Source organism: Cryobacterium sp. BB307 (assembly GCF_012274275.1).
Classification (GTDB): Bacteria; Actinomycetota; Actinomycetes; order Actinomycetales; family Microbacteriaceae; genus Terrimesophilobacter.
Genome location: NZ_JAANZA010000001.1, coordinates 114,169 through 132,167 on the forward strand (window position 1 = coordinate 114,169; position 17,999 = coordinate 132,167).

At 66.7% G+C, this 17,999-nt stretch carries 22 protein-coding genes; 10 read left to right on the forward strand and 12 right to left on the reverse strand.

The genetic code is table 11. The features are described from left to right. The first annotated feature begins 98 nt into the window (after positions 1-98). From HGK58_RS00560 to HGK58_RS00590, 7 genes are all read left to right on the forward strand, one after another. Complete coding sequence (locus HGK58_RS00560) at positions 99-1,646, forward strand: fumarylacetoacetate hydrolase family protein (protein ID WP_168625623.1); 1,548 nt, start codon at positions 99-101, stop codon at positions 1,644-1,646. Then, entirely contained in the window at positions 1,643-2,338 is a 696-nt protein-coding gene (locus HGK58_RS00565) for a GntR family transcriptional regulator (RefSeq protein ID WP_168625624.1), read from the forward strand. The genes HGK58_RS00560 and HGK58_RS00565 overlap by 4 nt, the downstream gene beginning before the upstream one ends. Continuing rightward, positions 2,335-3,282: a 4-hydroxy-tetrahydrodipicolinate synthase gene (gene dapA / locus HGK58_RS00570; RefSeq protein ID WP_168625625.1), complete on the forward strand. Its 948-nt coding sequence runs from the start codon at positions 2,335-2,337 to the stop codon at positions 3,280-3,282. Before HGK58_RS00565 ends, dapA begins: the two co-directional genes overlap by 4 nt. Continuing rightward, positions 3,279-4,775 carry a 5-carboxymethyl-2-hydroxymuconate semialdehyde dehydrogenase gene (gene hpaE / locus HGK58_RS00575; protein ID WP_168625626.1) on the forward strand — a complete coding sequence of 499 codons (1,497 nt, stop codon included), beginning with the start codon at positions 3,279-3,281 and terminating at the stop codon, positions 4,773-4,775. Before dapA ends, hpaE begins: the two co-directional genes overlap by 4 nt. Next, a complete protein-coding gene (gene hpaD, locus HGK58_RS00580; RefSeq protein ID WP_168625627.1) occupies positions 4,772-5,818 on the forward strand; it encodes a 3,4-dihydroxyphenylacetate 2,3-dioxygenase in 1,047 nt (348 codons plus the stop codon). The genes hpaE and hpaD overlap by 4 nt, the downstream gene beginning before the upstream one ends. Positions 5,819-6,006: 188 nt before the next feature. Next, complete coding sequence (locus HGK58_RS00585) at positions 6,007-6,273, forward strand: hypothetical protein (RefSeq protein ID WP_168625628.1); 267 nt, start codon at positions 6,007-6,009, stop codon at positions 6,271-6,273. Positions 6,274-6,282: 9 nt separating this feature from the next. Next, the gene (locus tag HGK58_RS00590; RefSeq protein WP_168625629.1) at positions 6,283-6,465 is read left to right on the forward strand and encodes a hypothetical protein; all 183 of its coding nucleotides are present in this window, start codon (positions 6,283-6,285) and stop codon (positions 6,463-6,465) included. Between the two features lie 236 nt (positions 6,466-6,701). On the opposite strand, the gene HGK58_RS00595 is transcribed toward HGK58_RS00590, so the two are convergent. Beyond that, entirely contained in the window at positions 6,702-7,223 is a 522-nt protein-coding gene (locus tag HGK58_RS00595) for a DUF488 domain-containing protein (RefSeq protein ID WP_168625630.1), read from the reverse strand. A gap of 119 nt (positions 7,224-7,342) precedes the next feature. Here HGK58_RS00595 and HGK58_RS00600 point away from each other — a divergent pair, with 119 nt between their 5' ends. Further along, a complete protein-coding gene (locus HGK58_RS00600; RefSeq protein WP_349236084.1) occupies positions 7,343-7,864 on the forward strand; it encodes a DUF2231 domain-containing protein in 522 nt (173 codons plus the stop codon). Further along, on the forward strand, positions 7,845-8,798 hold the full coding sequence (locus HGK58_RS00605; protein ID WP_168625631.1) for an SDR family NAD(P)-dependent oxidoreductase: 954 nt from the start codon (positions 7,845-7,847) through the stop codon (positions 8,796-8,798). Before HGK58_RS00600 ends, HGK58_RS00605 begins: the two co-directional genes overlap by 20 nt. Here the strand turns inward: HGK58_RS00605 and HGK58_RS00610 are convergent. The 10 genes from HGK58_RS00610 to HGK58_RS00655 all read right to left on the reverse strand — a co-directional run bounded on the left by HGK58_RS00610 (position 8,795) and on the right by HGK58_RS00655 (position 16,420). Further along, a complete protein-coding gene (locus HGK58_RS00610; protein WP_168625632.1) occupies positions 8,795-9,307 on the reverse strand; it encodes a hypothetical protein in 513 nt (170 codons plus the stop codon). The two genes, HGK58_RS00605 and HGK58_RS00610, sit on opposite strands and share 4 nt — an antisense overlap. A gap of 98 nt (positions 9,308-9,405) precedes the next feature. After that, on the reverse strand, positions 9,406-10,236 hold the full coding sequence (locus HGK58_RS00615; RefSeq protein WP_168625633.1) for an SDR family NAD(P)-dependent oxidoreductase: 831 nt from the start codon (positions 10,234-10,236) through the stop codon (positions 9,406-9,408). Positions 10,237-10,255: 19 nt separating this feature from the next. Next, positions 10,256-10,621: a PIN domain-containing protein gene (locus HGK58_RS00620; RefSeq protein WP_168625634.1), complete on the reverse strand. Its 366-nt coding sequence runs from the start codon at positions 10,619-10,621 to the stop codon at positions 10,256-10,258. Further along, a complete protein-coding gene (locus HGK58_RS13580; protein ID WP_210422565.1) occupies positions 10,618-11,016 on the reverse strand; it encodes an AbrB/MazE/SpoVT family DNA-binding domain-containing protein in 399 nt (132 codons plus the stop codon). Before HGK58_RS13580 ends, HGK58_RS00620 begins: the two co-directional genes overlap by 4 nt. Before the next feature lie 12 nt (positions 11,017-11,028). After that, positions 11,029-12,276, reverse strand: a complete 1,248-nt coding sequence (locus tag HGK58_RS00630) for an NAD(P)/FAD-dependent oxidoreductase (RefSeq protein ID WP_168625635.1) — start codon at positions 12,274-12,276, stop codon at positions 11,029-11,031. Positions 12,277-12,507: 231 nt separating this feature from the next. Continuing rightward, positions 12,508-12,972 (reverse strand): hypothetical protein, encoded by a 465-nt coding sequence (locus tag HGK58_RS00635; RefSeq protein ID WP_168625636.1) that lies wholly within the window; start codon positions 12,970-12,972, stop codon positions 12,508-12,510. Positions 12,973-12,995: 23 nt separating this feature from the next. Next, a complete protein-coding gene (locus HGK58_RS00640) occupies positions 12,996-13,367 on the reverse strand; it encodes a YccF domain-containing protein (protein WP_168625637.1) in 372 nt (123 codons plus the stop codon). 20 nt (positions 13,368-13,387) lie between these two features. After that, positions 13,388-14,959: a winged helix-turn-helix domain-containing protein gene (locus HGK58_RS13970; RefSeq protein ID WP_168625638.1), complete on the reverse strand. Its 1,572-nt coding sequence runs from the start codon at positions 14,957-14,959 to the stop codon at positions 13,388-13,390. Between the two features lie 324 nt (positions 14,960-15,283). Next, positions 15,284-15,820: a hypothetical protein gene (locus tag HGK58_RS00650; protein ID WP_168625639.1), complete on the reverse strand. Its 537-nt coding sequence runs from the start codon at positions 15,818-15,820 to the stop codon at positions 15,284-15,286. A 42-nt stretch (positions 15,821-15,862) separates the two neighbouring features. Next, positions 15,863-16,420, reverse strand: a complete 558-nt coding sequence (locus HGK58_RS00655; RefSeq protein WP_168625640.1) for a hypothetical protein — start codon at positions 16,418-16,420, stop codon at positions 15,863-15,865. Between the two features lie 196 nt (positions 16,421-16,616). Here HGK58_RS00655 and HGK58_RS00660 point away from each other — a divergent pair, with 196 nt between their 5' ends. Then, the gene (locus HGK58_RS00660) at positions 16,617-16,967 is read left to right on the forward strand and encodes a YciI family protein (protein WP_168625641.1); all 351 of its coding nucleotides are present in this window, start codon (positions 16,617-16,619) and stop codon (positions 16,965-16,967) included. A gap of 40 nt (positions 16,968-17,007) precedes the next feature. Here the strand turns inward: HGK58_RS00660 and HGK58_RS00665 are convergent, their stop codons facing one another. Next, positions 17,008-17,943 (reverse strand): DarT ssDNA thymidine ADP-ribosyltransferase family protein, encoded by a 936-nt coding sequence (locus HGK58_RS00665; protein ID WP_168625642.1) that lies wholly within the window; start codon positions 17,941-17,943, stop codon positions 17,008-17,010. Positions 17,944-17,999 lie beyond the last annotated feature (56 nt).

Below are 17,999 nucleotides of genomic sequence, written 5' to 3' on the forward strand. Positions count from 1 at the left end.
CCGCAAAACGGCTTTTCCTCCCGACTCGATGAAGGGCTTGACTGCCGACCCCGTGAGTGGTGGGATCGTATATTATTTCGTACACCAATGGAGGTGGCATGGAACCGCTGGCCCGCGTCGAAGCGCTCCTGGGGTCCCGTCCCGGCAAGGTCATCGCCGTGCACCTCAACTATCCGAGCCGGGCCGCGCAGCGCGGTCGCACGCCGGACCAGCCGAGCTACTTCCTGAAGCCGTCCACCTCGCTCAGCCCGAGCGGCGAGTCGATCGAGCGGCCCTACGGATGCGAGCTGCTCGCCTTCGAGGGCGAGATCGCCCTGATCATCGGCACGCGCGCGCGACGCGTGCATCCGGATGCGGCGTGGGCGGCGGTTGAATCCGTGACAGCAGGGAACGACTTCGGCGTGTACGACCTGCGCTGGGCCGACAAGGGCTCCAACGTGCGGTCGAAGGGCGGCGATGGGTTCACCCCGATCGGCCCGGCGCTGATTCCGGCCGACCAGGTCGACCCGCGCGCACTGCGTGTGCGCACCTGGGTCAACGACGAGCTTGTGCAGGAGGACACGACCGCCGACCTGCTGTTCCCGTTCGAACAGCTCATCGCGGACCTGTCCCAACTGATGACCCTCGAGCCGGGCGATGTGATCCTCACGGGCACACCCGCCGGGTCGACCGTGGTGCAGCCCGCTGATGTCGTCGAGGTCGAGGTCGACACCGAGGGCTGGTCGACCGGGCGGCTGGTCACCCCCGTCGTTGCCGGCGCAGTGCCCTTCGCGTCCTATGGCGCCGGCCCGGTCGCCGATGACGCGCAGCGCGCGGAAGCCTGGGGATCCGCGGAGGCCGCGGGGGTCTCGGCGCCGCTGCCGCTGGTTGAGGGATCGCCAACACCGCTGATTGAGGGATCGCGAAGCGATCGTCTCGAAACCAGCACAGAAGATGTGGTCCCGATCACCACCGGCACCCTCTCCCCCGAGCTCCGCGCCAAGCTCGCATCCGTCGGCACCGCTACCCTCAGCGCACAGCTGCGCAAGCGCGGGCTAAACACCGTGAGCATCGACGGCGTCACGCCGACCAAACCGGGCCAGCACATGATCGGCCTGGCTCGCACGCTGCGCTTCATCCCCGCCCGTGAGGACCTGTCGCAGCAGTTCGGCGCCGGTTTCACCGCGCAGAAGCGCGCGTTCGATTCGCTCAACGCCGGCGACGTGCTCGTCGTCGAGGCCCGCGGCGAGCGCGGCACCGGCACCGTCGGCGACCTGCTCGCCCTCCGCGCCCAAGTGCGCGGCGCAGCCGGCATCGTGACCGACGGCGGCGTGCGCGACTTCGCTGTCGTCAGTGAACTGGACATCCCCGTCTTCCACGCCGGCGCACACCCGGCCGTCCTGGGCCGCCGCCACGTGCCGTGGGAAACTGATGTCACGGTCGCCTGTGGAGGAACGGCCGTCCAGCCCGGCGACGTGATCGTCGGTGACGCCGACGGGGTGATCGTGATCCCGCCGTCGCTGGTGGAGGAAGTCGTTGACGACGCCATCGAGCAGGAGCGCCAGGAGCGGTTCATCGGCCAGCAGATCGAGGCCGGCGCGTCCGTCGATGGCCTCTACCCGATGAATCAGGACTGGCTCGCCAAGTACCGCGAGTGGACGCCATGACGGCCACCGTCAGCAAGTCGCAGCTCGCCTACCGCACCATCAAGGAGCGCATCAGCGACGGCTCCTACAGCCCCGGCTACCGGCTGGTGCTCGGGCGCATCGCCGAGGAACTCGGCGTCAGTGCGGTGCCGGTACGCGAGGCGATCCGGTTGCTCGAGGCGGAAGGGCTCGTGCAGTTCGAGCGAAACGTCGGCGCGCAGGTCGCGATGCTCGACCCGACCGAGTACCAGGTCACCATGCAGACCCTCGCGCTGGTGGAGGGGTTCGCGACGGCGGTGTCCGCTCCGCACATGACCCCGGATGACGTCGCCCGCGCCCGCGCGATCAACGACGCCATGGCGCTGACGCTTGAACACTTCGACCCGGCGACGTTCACCCGCCTGAACCTGGACTTCCACGCGGTGCTGTTCGAGAGCTGTCCCAACCCTCACGTGCTCGACCTGGTGCACCGCGGCTGGGCCCGGATGCGCGCGCTGCGGGAATCGACGTTCAGCTTCGTTCCCGGCCGGGCCCGGGAATCGGTTCAAGAGCACGCGGAGTTGCTCGACCTGATCGAGTCCGGTGCCGACGCGCTGGAGCTGGAGCTGGCTGCGCGGAATCACCGGCTGCGGACGCTCGATGCGTTTCTCGCGCACTACGGGGCACCGGATGGGGTCCCGACAAGCTCGACCACCGGAGAGGGAGAACGATGAAGTTTCGCAGTGACCCGAGCCAGATCCGCGGATCAATCGCGCCGGTCATGTCGCCTTTCCTGCCCGACGGCTCCCCTGACCTCGAGAGCCTCGAGAACCTGATCCGCTGGCAGCTCGCATCCGGAACCCACGGCATCTCGATCGGCGGCTCCACGGGCGAACCGAGCGCGCAGACCATCGAGGAACGCGCTCAGGCCATCGAACTCGCAGCGCGGGTCATCGACGACCGCGTGCCGTTCATCCCTGGCACGGGATCGGCCAAGCTCGACGAGACCCTCGAACTCACCCAGCGCGCGCAGGATGCCGGCGCCGATGCGGCCCTCATCATCACGCCGTACTACGCGCGCCCGACCCAGGAGGCGCTGTACCGCTGGTACAAGACGGTCGCCGACGAGTTCCCGGACCTGCCGATCGTCGCCTACAACGTACCCAGCCGCACCGCGGTCGACATCGCGCCGGAGACCGTCGCCCGCCTGTTCCGTGACGTCGACAACTTCGTCGGCATCAAGGAGACCACCAAGGACTTCGAGCACTTCTCCCGCGTGATGCACCTGTGCGGGCCCGAGCTGCTGGTCTGGTCCGGCATCGAGCTGCTGTGCCTTCCACTGCTCGCGCTCGGCGGTGTCGGGTTCATCAGCGCCACCTCGAACATCGCCCCTGTCGCCCATGCGCAACTGTACGAAGCATGGGCAGCGGGCGACCTCGCACGCGCTCGCGAACTGCACTACGGTCTGCACCCTCTCGTGGACCTGCTGTTCGTGGAGACCAACCCGGCACCCGGAAAGTGGGTGCTCGAGCAGCGCGGCCTGATCCGCTCCGGTTACGTCCGCCCGCCACTGATCACGCCGACGGATGCCGGCATCCAGAAGATCCGCACCCTGCTCGACGAGGGCGGCAACCTACTCAGCCCGGTCGACGACTTCCAGATTGGAGCGATGCGATGACGCACCACACTCCGGATGGCCTGCCCGAGCGCATCCGGCACTTCATCGACGGCGAGTTCGTCGACAGTCTCGACGGCGCCACCTTCGACGTGCTCACCCCACTGACCAACGAAACCTACACGCAGGCGGCGTCCGGATCGGCGGCCGACATCGACCGCGCGGTCGCCGCGGCGAAGCGCGCCTTCGATGATGGACCGTGGCCGAAGATGGTGGCGCGCGACCGTTGGCGCATCCTGAACAAGATCGCTGACGCGGTCGAGGCGCAGGATGCCCGGCTCGCCGAGCTGGAGACATTCGACACCGGCCTTCCCATTTCCCAGGCCCTCGGCCAGGCGCGGAGGGCGGCGGAGAACTTCCGGTTCTTCGCTGACCTGATCGTCGCGCAGACCGACGACACTTTCCGGGTCCCCGGCAAGCAGCTCAACTACGTGCACCGCAAGCCGGTTGGCGTGGCCGGGCTGATCACCCCGTGGAACACCCCGTTCATGCTGGAGAGCTGGAAGCTCGCGCCGGCGCTGGCCGCCGGTTGCACGGTCGTACTCAAGCCGGCCGAGTTCACCCCTTTGTCGGCCAGCCTGTGGGCGGAGATCTTCCGCGAGGCCGGGGTCCCGGATGGCGTGTTCAACCTGGTCAACGGATTCGGCGAGACGGCCGGCGATGCGCTCGTCAAGCATCCGGATGTGCGCCTCATCTCCTTCACAGGCGAGACCACCACCGGGCAGACCATCTTCGCCAACGCCGCCCCGCACCTGAAGGGGCTCTCGATGGAGCTGGGCGGCAAGTCGCCTGCCATCGTCTTCGCCGACGCTGACCTCGACGCCGCGATCGACTCGACCCTGTTCGGCGTGTTCTCGCTGAACGGCGAGCGCTGCACCGCGGGCAGCCGAATCCTGGTCGAGCGCTCGATCTATGACGAATTCGTCGAACGCTACGCCGCCCGAGCGCGCAGCATCGTCGTCGGCGACCCGCACGACAAGAAGACCGAGGTCGGCCCGCTCGTGCACCCGGAGCACTACGCCAAGGTGATGTCGTACGTCGAGCTCGGCAAGGACGAGGGCCGGCTGGTCGCCGGCGGCGGACGCCCGGACGGCGTGGGCGCAGGCAACTACGTCGCGCCGACCGTGTTCGTCGACGTTGCCCCGGATGCGCGGATCTTCCAGGAGGAGATCTTCGGCCCGGTCGTCTGCATCACCCCGTTCGACACCGATGCCGAAGCGCTCGCGCTCGCCAACGCGGTCAAGTACGGGCTCGCCGCGTACCTCTGGACGACCGACCTGGAGCGCGCGCACGAGTTCGCGCACGGCATCGAGGCCGGCATGGTGTGGCTGAACTCCCACAACGTGCGCGACCTGCGCACCCCGTTCGGTGGGGTGAAGGCATCCGGACTCGGGCAGGAGGGCGGCTACCGCTCGCTCGACTTCTACTCCGAGCAGCAGGCCGTGCACATCTCGCTCGGCCCAGTACACACCCCGCGATTTGGAGCATCCGTATGAGGGCACCTGACATCATCCGCGCCGCCTACGCCGAGCTGATCGTCACCGACTTGGCGGCATCCCGCCGCTTCTACGTCGACGTGCTTGGACTGGTAGTCAGCCACGAGGATGAGCACTCGATCCACCTGCGCGCCTTCGAGGAGTACCTGCACCACTCGCTCGTGCTGCGCCAGGGCGCTGTGCCGGCGCTGGCCGCGCTGGCCTACCGAGTGCGCTCCCAAGACGAGGTCGAGGTCGCCGCCCGCTATTACGAGGAGCTCGGGTGCCGCGTCGAACGTCGCCCGGCGGGCGCTCTCCTCGGCGTCGGCGCCGCGGTTCGGGTGGAGGATCCGCTGGGCTTCCCGCTCGAGTTCTTCTACGACGCCGAGCATGTCGAGCGGTACACGCGCCGGTACGACGCCCACGGCGCGGGCGCGATCAGCAGGCTCGACCACTTCAATGTGGTGACTCCGGACATCCCGACCGCCGTGCAGTACTACCAGGACCTCGGCTTCCGAGTGTCAGAGGACATCCAGGACGAGGACGGCACCATCTACGCATCCTGGCTGTTCCGCAAGCCGACGGTGCACGACATCGCCCTCACCGGCGGAGACGGACCCCGGCTGCACCACATCGCCTTCGCGACTCACGAGCGGGACCAGATTCTGCACATCTGCGACAAGCTCGGGGCGCTGCGGCGGTCCGATCACATCGAGCGCGGCCCCGGTCGGCACGGCGTCTCGAACGCGTTCTACCTCTACCTGCGAGATCCGGATGGTCACCGCATCGAGATCTACACCCACGACTACTACACCGGTGATCCCGACAACCCGGTCGTCACGTGGGACGTGCACGACAACCAGCGTCGCGACTGGTGGGGAAACCCGGTGGTCCCGAGTTGGTACGCGGAGGCATCCGTTGTGCTCGACCTCGACGGCAACCCGAGGCCACTGGTCGAGCGTGCGGAAGAGCGCGAGGCGGATGTCACCATCGGCGCCGACGGTTTCTCGTACACGCGCAAGGGTGAGGAGATGCCGGAGTACAAGCTGGGCAATCAGCTCTGACGCCTTGCTGGTTGAGGGATCGCGAAGCGCGCCACCCGCTGGTTGAGCGATCGCGCAGCGATCGTCTCGAAACCAGCGCCGGAGTGTGGGCATGCTGCGAGCGACTTCACAGACAGGTAACAGCGGCGGGCCTTAACTTCCGTTTTGCGAGCATCGTTCGATCTCGCTTCGAGAGTGAGGAGCTAGTGATGATGTCTGAAACAAACCCCTCCGGCATGTCTGAGCAGGACCCGAAGCAGGAGAATCCGGACGGCGCAATCAGCGACGAGACCAGCACGCAGGGTGCCGGCCTCGACCAGAACGCGGGGATGGACGAAGGCGGTAGGGACACCAGTTCCGAAATGGATGAGGGTGCCGGCTCCGCGATGGGAGACGCGATGGGCTCCGGCGGCCCTGGCGGAATGGACGACATGGGCGACTCGGGCGTCGATGAAGACACCGAGGAAGAGAGCTGAGGGAGCCGAATGTCTGACCCCAACACCTCCCCCGGTCCGCGGGAAGAGGAAGACGAGAACTTCGACGACACGCTTGTCACGGATGAGCACAGCGGTGCAGCGAACACGGACGAAGATGCTGCGATCGGCGACGAGGTGGACGACGACGAAGACCTCGGCGCACGTGGGAACGAGCCGCTAGAGGGCATCTGAAACTCCGGCGGTCGGGCACCCGTGCGCGTATCGAGGCTTACCCGAAACCTCGATCCTTTGCGGTGGGACGCCCGGCCGCCGGTTACACCCTTGTCGGTGGTCGAGCTTGCCGAGACCAGGATCTCGACAAGCTCGATCACCGAGTTCGCTCGTTGCGCGGGTGCATCTTCCATGCGCTGGTCCAATTCGACCCGCGCGAGGAAGTTCGACCCGCGCGAGCGCGACCGCGGTCCGACTCACGCCTCGGGGTACCAGACCCGCGTGCCGTCGACCCGCGCGAACGACGTCAACGTGTTCGGCTTGACCGATGTTTCGCTCATAATGTCGAGCACCTCGACGCCGCGCACCAGCAGCGCATCCCCGACCAGCGACCGGTGGCAGCGCCACGGCACCGCCTCCGCGCACATGATCGCCACCGTCTGCTTCTCGGCGAGCGAGACCAGCCGGTCGACGGCATCCGCAAACTCGTCCGTCTGCATGTAATCGGCGTAGCCCCGGAACGACTGGTTGCGCCACGCGGTGTTGATGCTGTCCTTGCTCGTCTTACGCAGGCCGCCGAGCTCCTTGACCCACTGGTAGTCAATGCCGGCATCCGGAAGCGCGGTCTCGAGCGCCGTCTGACCGAACTGCGGATTGTGCCGTGAGCCGGGAACCGTGCGCACGTCGACGAGCCGTTGCACCGTGTTGGCATGCAGCATTCCCACGAACTCGTCGAACGGATGCGTCGAGTGTCCGATCGTGAACACCGTGGTCGCCATGCTGTGACGCTAACCGGTTTCGCTCCGCAAACTCTCAGGCAGTGACAAGCACTCGACTCTATGGTGACGATTCCACGAGCACCCGAGCTCGGATGCTCCCAATACGGAAGGAGCACGCTGTGGCACGCACCGACTCCTCGCCGCACGCGAGGTCAAAGCGCCCTATTTCGCCGATAGCCGGACCGTATGGGCATCCGTTCCACCCGCTCATGGTGACGATTCCGATCGGGACCTGGGTGGCCAGCTTCATCTTCGATATCGCTGCCTTGACCAGCGACGACCCGCACGCGTTCGTGCGCGGCGCTGTGTGGCTGATAGGCATCGGTATCATCGGCGCGATCGTCGCGGCCGCTCTCGGGGTGATGGACTTTCTGACGCTGCAGCGTGGCACAAGGGCCTATCAGATGGCACTCACCCACATGCTCATCAACGTCGGCGTGCTGGTGCTCTTCATCATCAACTGGTTCATCCGCCTCGACGATGACTACGAAGCGCTCAACATCGTCGGATTCGTTCTGTCGATCATTGCGCTGCTGGCGCTGTCGGTATCGGGATGGCTCGGCGGCATGCTCGCGTACCACTACGGTGTGCGCGTGGCGGACGAGTCCACTCAGGCGGCAGATGGTTTCCAAAACCGCTGACGTCGTTGTCATCACCGGCGCCTCCAGCGGCATCGGGCGCGCGACCGCGCACGAGTTCGCCGAGCGCGGTGTGCGACTGGTGCTCGCCGCGCGGGATCCGGAGGGACTCGACGCGGTGGTCGCTGAATGCACTCAGCGTGGCTGCAATGCGGTCGCGAAGATCACGGATGTCAGTGACGAGACCCAGGTCCAAGCGCTGGTTGACCGGGCGGTCGCCCAATTCGGGCGGATCGACGTGTGGGTGGGCGCCGCATCCGTTTACGCATTCGGGTCGGTGGAACAGCTGCCGCGCGAGGTGTTCCGGCAGTTGGTGGAGACGAACTTCTTCGGCCAGGTGTATGGGGTCCGCGCGGTGCTGCCGCACATGCGTCGCGTGGGTTCAGGCACCATCATTCTGATCGGATCGGTGTATTCGAAGACCACGGCTCCCTACGTGTCGGCGTATGTAGCGTCGAAGTTCGCGACGTTCGGCTTCGCGCAGTCGCTCATGCACGAGTTGCGCAGCACCGGCATCTCACTATGCATGGTGCTGCCGGCGACGATCGATACCCCGATCCATCAGCATGCGGCGAATGCGACGGGGCAGGTCGTGAAGCCGATTCCGCCGATCGCGTCACCGCTGCGGGTGGCGCGGGCGATCGTGAGGCTGTCGAAGCGGCCGCAGCCGGTGACGGTTGTGGGCTCGGTGCAGGGCTCGCTGATCTGGTTGCAGCAGCTCGCGCCCGGAACATACTCGCGGGTGATCACGGCGATGTGGCATTGGCTCGGGCTGCGCGGCGGGTCGGTGCCGATGTCGCCGGGCACGGTGTTTGAGCCGGACCCCGCGTCCAACCAGCTGACGGGCGGATGGCGTTCGCCCCTCGCGCGCGCCGGCTTCGCCCTCGGGGCGGTGGCCGCGGTCGCACTGGCTGTCGGGCGCCGACGCCGCGCCTAGCCACGACCCCGCTGGTCCCGGCGACCACCCGCACCTCCGCGGGCAGCGCGACGTCTTTCCCGACGCTCGCGCTCCTGTTCCTTCAACTCTCGCCTGCCCGCAACCAGCAGCTCCTGAATATGACCCAATTGGTGGCCCTCGCATTCAACGCACACCATCCCCCCGTAGACGATGCGGTCACGCAACTGGCCTGCGAAACGCAGCTGTTCAATCCGGGTGAGCGTGTCGATCTGCTTCCAGTCGTCGAGCAGGAAGGCGACGAGCCCCCACAGCACGCTGGCAGCACCGACGATGTGGAGCACGGAGTAGCGAGGTTCGAGTATTCGCTCGAGCGTCAGCACCGCATGGAGCTCCTCGGTACCGTGCTCGTAGATGTCCTTGAGCAGGCAAAACCCGAAGCGTTCATGCACTGCAAGCATCCGCTTGCGCACGGCGTCGCTCTCTCCCTCGAGGCGCTCCGCGAAGAACGGGGTCAGTATGTCGAGAGCCGGTGGCGATTCGATTTCCATGCGGCGACTGTCTGCCTGACCGCCGACACGCGCGCCTTCGGACAGCCGAGAGTGTGGATACCGATCATGGAGCTGCCCCTCTGAAGGAGTGGACGGCGCTAGCCGCCCCGGCCGCGGAACTCGTCCATCGACCGGTACACGCCGAACCACCTGCCGCCGATGGTGTCCCAGGCCCGGGTCGGCAGGATGCCCCGCAGCAGCTTGGACAGGTTCACCGACCACGGCAGGTACAGCAGCGGCTTGCCCGCGAGCATCGCCCGCCACGCCCGGTCGACCGCGAATTCCGGCTTCATGATCGGCGTCAGCACCGGGCCGCGCGCGCCGGAGAACATACCGGTGTCGATGTAGCTCGGCGCGAACGTCGTCACCTTCACGTGTCCATGCCCGGCCTTCACCAGCTCGAGCCGCACCGAGTCGCTCCAGCCGATGACCGCCCACTTGGATCCGGCGTAGACCGCCATCCGCGGATTCGACAGCGTCCCCGCCGCCGACGCCACATTCAGGATCCGCGCCTCGCGCCCACGCTCGATCATCCCCGGCAGGAACGCGCGCGTCACCTGCATCGGCGCGAGCGAATTGATCGACATGGTGAACTCGGTGTCGCGCTGCGGGTCCTGCTCCCAGAACCAGCCGCTGCGCACGACTCCGGCGTTGTTGATGATGATGTCCGGATGCGCATCTCGAGCCGCGAGTTCGGCCGCTGCATGCTCGATCTGGTCGAGCTTCGACACATCGACGACCTGTTCGATGACGGTGGTTCCGGTTCCGGATGCCGCGAGCATCTCACGGGTCCCGGCGAGGGCATCCGGGTTGATGTCCCAGAGGACGACCGTTGCCGCGCCCTCACTCGCGGCTCGCTGCGCATAGAGCCGCCCCATGCCCATGCCTGCACCGGTGATGAGCACGGTCTGGCGGGCGGCGGTCTTCATGCGTTGAGGCTAGCGGCAGTCAGCGGATCAACTGGGCACGCGGGTGCCGCTCCCATTGACCGTCGGCCGTCAGTGCGGTGCCACCCAACCTTTCGGTGAGCGCCAGGCACAGGCGATCGGCCAGCGACAGCCCGGCCCCCCGCCGCCAATCGGCGGCAGCCTGCTCAGCGTCCTCTGCGGTGACCGGTTCAACGCGTAACTGAAAACTGGTGAGCAGAGCACGAGCGAGTTGCCAGTCACCGCCAGCCGCGATCACTTTCTGGGCGACCTCGGACCAGTTCGCAGCACCGCAACTGCCGCCCGCTTCCAAGGCCGCACGCACAACATCGTGCCCCGGTTCGCCACGGAGGTATGCGAGGAGCGCGGACGCATCGAATACGTTCACGACTGGTCTTCGGTGGCTGCCGCACGACGTCTTTCTTCGATGAGCTCCTTCACGACGTCCTTGCCCGCGAGTTGGTCACGAACCAGCTTTTCCAGTTCGTCTCGCTCGGTTAGGACGACACCGTGTTCGCTCTCAATAGCGACCAAGGTGGTGCCTTCCGTCCAATTGCGTCGCTGACGGAGATCCGCTGGAAGCACCAACCGACCGCGATCTCCCACACGCATTGCCGATGTCCCACTCATGTCCCGATCGTACCATCCGGTCTTGCGAGCTACCCTCCGCGCGAGCGAGGCGGAGCCGGCAGCCGCTGGTTTGAGGGATCGCGAAGCGATCGTCTCGAAACCTGCACCGCGCAGCGTGGTTTCGAGACGATCGGCCTGCGGCTGATCCCTCAACCACCGGTGCTACTACCGCCGGTCTGTGCCGATGAACACCTGCGAGCGCTCGTTGGAGAGGTAGTCCTGCACCCAGGTGAGAATGGCGCGCACCTTCTGCCACCATCCGGACAGCAGCGCCACGTGCACCGCGAGCCAGGCGATGAACGCCGGGAAGCCCTGCATCCGGAACCGACGCCGGCCGAGCTCGGCGACGGCCGCACCGCGCCCGACCATCGCCATGAAGCCCTTGTCGAGGTAGCGGAACGGCTGCCGCGGCTGCCCCTTCAGGTCGGCGATGATGTTCTGCGCGGCCCAGATCCCGGATTGCTTCGCCACCGAACCCAGTTGCGGCAGCGCGTTGCCGTGCGCATCGATCATGTTGGCCGAGTCGCCGAGCACGTAGACGCCAGGGAAGCCCGGCACGCTCAGGTCCATGCCGACGTCGACTCGGCCACCGCGACCCTGCGGCAATCCGGATGCCTGGATGATCGGCCCCGCCTTCAGCCCGCCCGCCCACACGACCAGCCCGCTCGGGATAGTGGTCTCGTCGGCGAGGGTGACCCCCACCGGGCTGACCTCGGTCACGCCGACGCCGAGTCGCAGGTCGACGTCGACCTTGCGCAGCCGTTTCTCCGCGTACTTCTGGTTCGGCTCGGCGAACGCGCTCAGCAGGTTGGGCACCATGTCCACGAGGTGCACATGGCAGCGAGCCGCCAAGTCGGGCGAGAAGTACTCCGGCACCACGTACTTGAAGGTCTCGGCGAGGGCGCCGGCGGTTTCCACGCCGGTCGGTCCGCCGCCGACAATCACCGCGTGGAGGTCTCCGCTCTGCGGTTCGCGGTGGGCATCCTCGAGCAGTTCCACCATCCGCGCGCCGAAGTTGATGGCGTCCTTCACCGAGTAGAGCGGGTAGGCGTTCTCCTCGGCGCCGGGGGTGCTGAAGAAGTTCGGCTCGGCTCCGGATGCGACCACCAGCACCCGCGCGGTGAAGATGTCACCGTCGGCGGTGGTGACAGTGCGGGCCTTCGCGTCAATCGCGGTGACGTCGGCGTGCAGCACGGTGACCCAGCGCCGCTTGCGGGTGATCGAGCGCAGCGGACGGGCGACATCCGAGACCCCCAGCTGCGCGGTGGCGACCTGGTAAAGCAGCGGCTGGAACTGGTGGTAGCTGTTGCGGTCGATCAGCAGCACCCGCACGCCGCGGCGGGACAGTCGGGTGGCGGTTTCAACGCCGGCGAATCCTGCGCCGACAACGATGACGGGGTACTTGGTTCGCATGCGGCGGACGCTACGCGCGCGAGCCGTGAGCGCCCTTGGCGTTTGCGACTAGTCGTCAGGGAACCCTCGTTTGCGGATGTCGCCACCCCTGTTGTGCAGGACATTCGATTGCTTTCGGGCCGGGATCCCAATGGATGCGTTGCTGAAGACCCGAATGTCCTGCACAACAAGGAATGTCCTGCACAACGGGGCGGGCCTGCCGATACCGGTGGTCGAGCCTGTCGAGACCCGTCAGTCGTCCGGGAACACCCGCTTGTACTTGCGCCCGTCGCCCAGCTCGACCGTCTCGGCGCGCAGCGTGCCGCGGCTGACCTGCAGGTAGATCGCCTGCGGCGTCACCCCAAGCTTCTTCGCCGCCTCGCTGACCGACATCCCCGGCAGGTCGGTCGGCACGCTGCTCGGCCGCGCGGCGCGCTTGCGTCCCGCCTCGTGACGGGCGGCGATCTCCTCGTCACTTCCCTGCCAGCGCCACTTGGCAGCGGCGGGCTTGAGGCCGGCGGCGGATGCGATGTCATCCCACGAGCTTCCGGATGCGACGGCGTCGCGTACCGCGGTCAGCGTCGCCGGGTCCTCCTCCAGCGCATCTAGAGCCGACCGGATGTCGCGGAGCCGCGTCAACGCATCCGGAACCGCCCCGGAATCACCGGCGACCACTCGCTCAAGTGCGGCGCGCGTTTCGTCCGACAGGTACGGCATGCTGCGATCGTAGCCAGCCGCACTCAGGCCGGCACGATCTCTTTGCCGAGCGGGGCGAGCGAGACCGGCACCATCTTGAAGTTCGCGATGCCGAGCGGGATCCCGATGATGGTGACGCACAGGAGGAAGCCGCTGACGATGTGCCCGATGGCGAGCCAGATGCCGGCGAGCAGCACCCAGACGACGTTGCCGAGGAACGACCAGGCGCCGGCGTCCGAGCGTTGTACGACCCGGCGGCCGAACGGCCACAGCGCGTACATGCCGACGCGCGCGGAGGCGATGCCCCACGGGATGGTGATGATGAGGACGAACATCAGCAGCGCGGCGAACATGTAGCCGAGCCAGAGCCAGAAGCCCGAGAAGATCAGCCAGATGATGTTGAGGATGGTCGACATGGTGCTTCTCAGTCTGGCAGTCAACCTATCGCCGCGCGGTCGAACCATATTCCTTCGATGCGGCCACGGGCAGCGATCGCCCAGTCCGCATACGGTTCGTCCGTGAACAGGCCCTGGTCGTACAGCTCCTCCGCCTCGCGGCAACTCTCGGCATCCGCTCGCTCCACGAGCTCGTGAAACCGCTCCATATCGATGTCGAGGTTCGCGATGTTGAGTCGGACGGAATCACCCTCAGTCACCACGTACTGCTGGCGCGGCAGATGACGGTGCGGATCGAGAGCGCGCCGGACAGCGTTGACCGCCACTGAGAAGCGGTTGCTGAGCCGAGCAGGGGCGACACCCGGCCACAGCGCATCCATGAGAACTTCTCGCGAGACGGCCACCCCGCGCGCCGCGACGAGCATCTTCAGAAGCTCACGGGCCTTGCGCGACGTCCATTCGGCGCGGACCCCATCGGCCGAGACCACCTCGAAACGCCCCATCACGCGGATCGTCGGTTGCTGCGCGGCGCGTTGCCTGAGCTCGCGGAAGCCGCGCGCAGTGCTGGTGGCGATCGCCTCGGCCAGGAGATCACTGGCCGGGATGTCGTCGAAGCCATGCCTCTGTGAGAACTCGGCGAGCTCGATCTGCGCCTCGGTAAGCCACGCATGGGCGCCGATCCGGCGGGCGAGCTCGACCGCCCGCTCGCGGTGGGAGCGTGCCTCGCCATGGCGGCCGAGTTTCTCGGCGAGGAGCCCGAGCGTGCGCGCGGTCGTACCCAAGAACGCCGTCCCGAATCCGAGCGGCACAATCCGATCTCTGAAAGGCCGCAAGCGCTCGTAGATGTCGGCCGCGAAGGTTCGGGAGCCCAGCTCGATCGCGAGCTGGCCCATGATCATGAGGGTGGAGAGCCAGTAGCGGTCTGTCGGGATGCCGTCTAGATCGCGCAGCGACCAGAACAGGTCTCCTGCCGCAGCGCGACGTCCCTGCCGCAGCCAAAGCCACGCCAACCCGGCCGCCCACAGCGGCCGTTCTGGGTCGTCCCTTCGAGCGGCGAGCAGCGCATCTTCGCACTCGCCGATCCGCCCCTGCATCCAGCGGATGATCGCCACCTGCGACGTGTGGACCGCGACCGCATCCGACCCCGGTTTCACCTGCGAGATCGTCCGCTGCTCGTCGACAAGCTGCTCGGCGAGTGCCAGGTCGCCGTCGAGGATCGCCCGAAGCGCACGGAACCAGGCGGCGGGCTCGCTCTCATGGATGCCTGGGAATCGTCGGCCTGTGTCACTGCGCCCGGTGAGCTCCAGATCGAGTGCTCGGATGTCTCCTTGCTCGAGAAGCGCGGTCAGCAGCATGAGGTAGCCCACCGGCGCGAGTGCGTCTTCGGAGTTGTCGTACGCGATCCGCAGGATCTGGCGCGCGCCGTCGAGCCGCCGGTCGTTCTGCGGCGATACCGGCTCTGCGATCCAGCTCGCTGCGAGAGCGTATGCGACGGCGACGTCGTGATCGATTGCCCGCGCCATCGCGGTGGCCGTGGCCGCGCACTCGGCGGCGCCCGGCAGCGTCGTCTGGCTCAGCGCGATCGCGCGCGCGGCGAGCAGCTTGACGCGCACGACGGATGCCTCGCCCCCCAATGCGTCGAGGAGTCCAGCGCAACGCTCCGCGTGCGCCGCAGCGGCGGCGTCACCGAGCGCGAGCGGCAGTTATGCGAGCACGGCTGCCGCTACGGTCCCGTCGTGCATCGTCGCACCCGGCATTGCGCATACCTCCCCCGTCGCGCTGCTCCGAACGTGGAGATCGCGAGACGCCCCTTCGCGTTAAGAATGCTCACACCTTCCATGACCATAGCCTGCGGCCGTTCCGCTCGACGAGCTCGTGCTCGAGGCAGACGGCGGCCGTCGTGCGAGTGTCAGAAGACTTATCCCTGGGCCACCCAGTCAGTCGTCCTCGACGAGGTTGATAACCGCCCGTTGCGTGCCGTCGTGGATGGTCGCGAAGTTGATGATTCCCGCGTACGCCTGCCCGTTGACGTACCCCTTGCCGAGGAGCGAGGCGTCGTTGACCACCTCGCCGAGCGGGTAGTTGTCGGTGGGGAACCCGGCCTCGTTGAGGAGCGCCATGTATAGGTCGGCGGCCGACCGGGCGTCGCCGGGGAAGCGATAGCTCGCCGACATCGAGGCATCCTTCCCGATCTTGCCCGCGGTGAAGGGTTCCAGCTCTTCCCAGTCCTCGGGAACGGGGAACGGGAATTCCGTGCTGGCCGCCCGTGCGCCCGTGCGGATGGTCACATCGCCGCCCGCGGGTCGTTCCGCCGAGTCATCGCTGCTCGCATTCTCGTCGGACGTTTTGTCTGCCTCCGCCGCGGCGGGAGGCGGGTCAGCGGGCGCGGGTGCGTCGCTTGCACACCCAGTCAATGCGAAGGCGACGACGACGGCGCCGATAAGGAGGTTGCGATTCCACAGTCGTGCGCGCATGCGAGAAGGATCCTTTCGTAGGGGAGCGGGTGAGTGCCGGAATCAGCCGCAGCGGACTTCGACGGCGCCGTGACCGGCGGAGGTGCCCGTCGCGTGACGGAAGTCGGCGCTGAAGTCCATTGAGCTGGGGTTTCCGGCTCGCGCGTCTAGGGAGAAGTCCTCATCCTCCGTGATGTGTGCCACGAAGAACTCATCGGAGGTGTCGAACGGCTGGTCGGTGCCGAGCTCGATGCGAACGCCTCCGAAGGCCGCGTCGGAGAGGTTCGTCAAGTCGATGTCGAGGAAGACCGGTTCCCCGGTGCTGTCGTCTTTGCCAGGTCCTCGCACGAGCACATCATCTGCATCGATCGCGCAGAGCGTCGGAGCGAAGGTGAACGTTTTCGCGTCAACCGCGGCGGTCGCGGTCGCCCCGCCGGCGTTCGTGGAGCCCGAGCCCGAGGCATTCGTCTCCGCCTCGGACGCAGCCGCATCGCCTGTGCTGTCCTGCCCCGTGGGCGGCGTCGCCGCATCGCTCGCGCAGCCCGAAAGGATGAGAGAACCGGTCAGCGTCAAGGCTACGGCGAGGAACGATGTCAGATGGTGGCGGCGAACAGGCAACATGCCTCGAAAACTACCGACGGACCTGTCAGAACTCTTAAAGTGCGGAGCCTTCGGGTGACGACGACCGCGGCAGACACACCCGCGTGCAAGGTCGGCAGTCGGCGGAGGACGCGTGGGCGCGGCAGCCCTACCCTTCGGGCGGATGACCTGTCACAGTTGAACGACGTGGGCCGCGGCATCCGGGCGAGGAGTGACGATGAAGTTCATGATCATGGTGTTCGGCGATGAGGCGGACCTGCGCGAGAAGTCGCCCGGCTGGATCGAGCGGGTGACCGCGTTCATGGCACAGTTCGACGACGAGATCGCGCAGACCGGGGAACTGGTCTACTCCGAAGTGCTCGAGTTCGGCTCGAAGGCGACACTCGTCGACCGGCACGGCGGGCTGCACGCCGGCACGTTCAGCGGCACCACCAAGCCGCTCGCCCGGTTCTGGGTGGTGACCGTTCCGGATGAGACGCGCGCGCTCGAGCTGGCGGGTCGCGTCGCCGAGGCGGTGGAGTCCGCGGTCGAGGTGCGGCAGGTGATGGAGGGGTCGCAGCGGCCGTAGTGCGAGCCGGCCGCCGTCGAGTTCGGCAACAGGCCAGCCGTCACATCCCAAACCACTTGGGGAGAACGCTCACCACCGGCGGCTTATCCCTGTCGCTGAACAACGCCTCAACCTGCTGCCGTTTCGCGTGATCGCTTACGACGATCTGCTGTATTCGCAAAGTGGGCACGAATCCTCGGACCAGGAGCTCGGACTTCTCAAGCGGCCAGTCTCCATTCCCACCGGCGCGCTCTGACAAGAGCTGATGGAGCGCATCCGCGCTTGTCGCGAATAGTGCGTTATGGCTCCCCGCATCACCGGAGGTGATGACGATGTCCGCTTTCCGCCGCAGCGTCTCGTAGTCGCTGACCAGGATCGCGAACTCGGTCGCGACAGGTGTCACAGGTTCGGGCTCCTCCGGCGGATCGACGATGGATCGCCAGAACTCTGAGCGTGGAGTCAACGCGAATGGCACATACTCATCGACGGTTGACGACGTGCCGTCCACTATACGAGCGCGGGCAGCTCGTTGTTGCGGCGATGAGATGTCAACAGCCGGAAGCGCGGAACGATCTTCGCTACGCCACGAATGGAGCGCCTTGTCACTCGCGATCTGCGCAACGTTGTCGAGGGGCGTCGCGTGGAGTGCGATTTGCAGTTTGTAGTCGACACGGCGGTTGTGAATCGCGATCTCAGTAGAGGTCCAGGTGCGCGGTCCTGTTGCCGCGTAACACTCGGAACACCTCGGCAGGCGGCGCGACAACGCATACTCCCGCGACACGAGCACGTCGGGGTTCTGCAGCGTGCCTTGTTTCTGCTTGCCGCCGATAAGAAGGGAGCAATCATCCGTGGCGTGGAAGACGGATGCTCCGCTGTAGCTTGAAAGCCACACTTCGGACGGATCGGCGTCGCCAAACACGCACTTCACGCAGGTGTCGACTTCGAGCGAGTGCGCGCAGAATCGCAGTTCTGTCGACGTTTGAGTGTTATTCCACATTGGAAGCGAGAATCACACACCTATGTTCGCCCCGCCATCCCGTGTTCGCGGGGCAT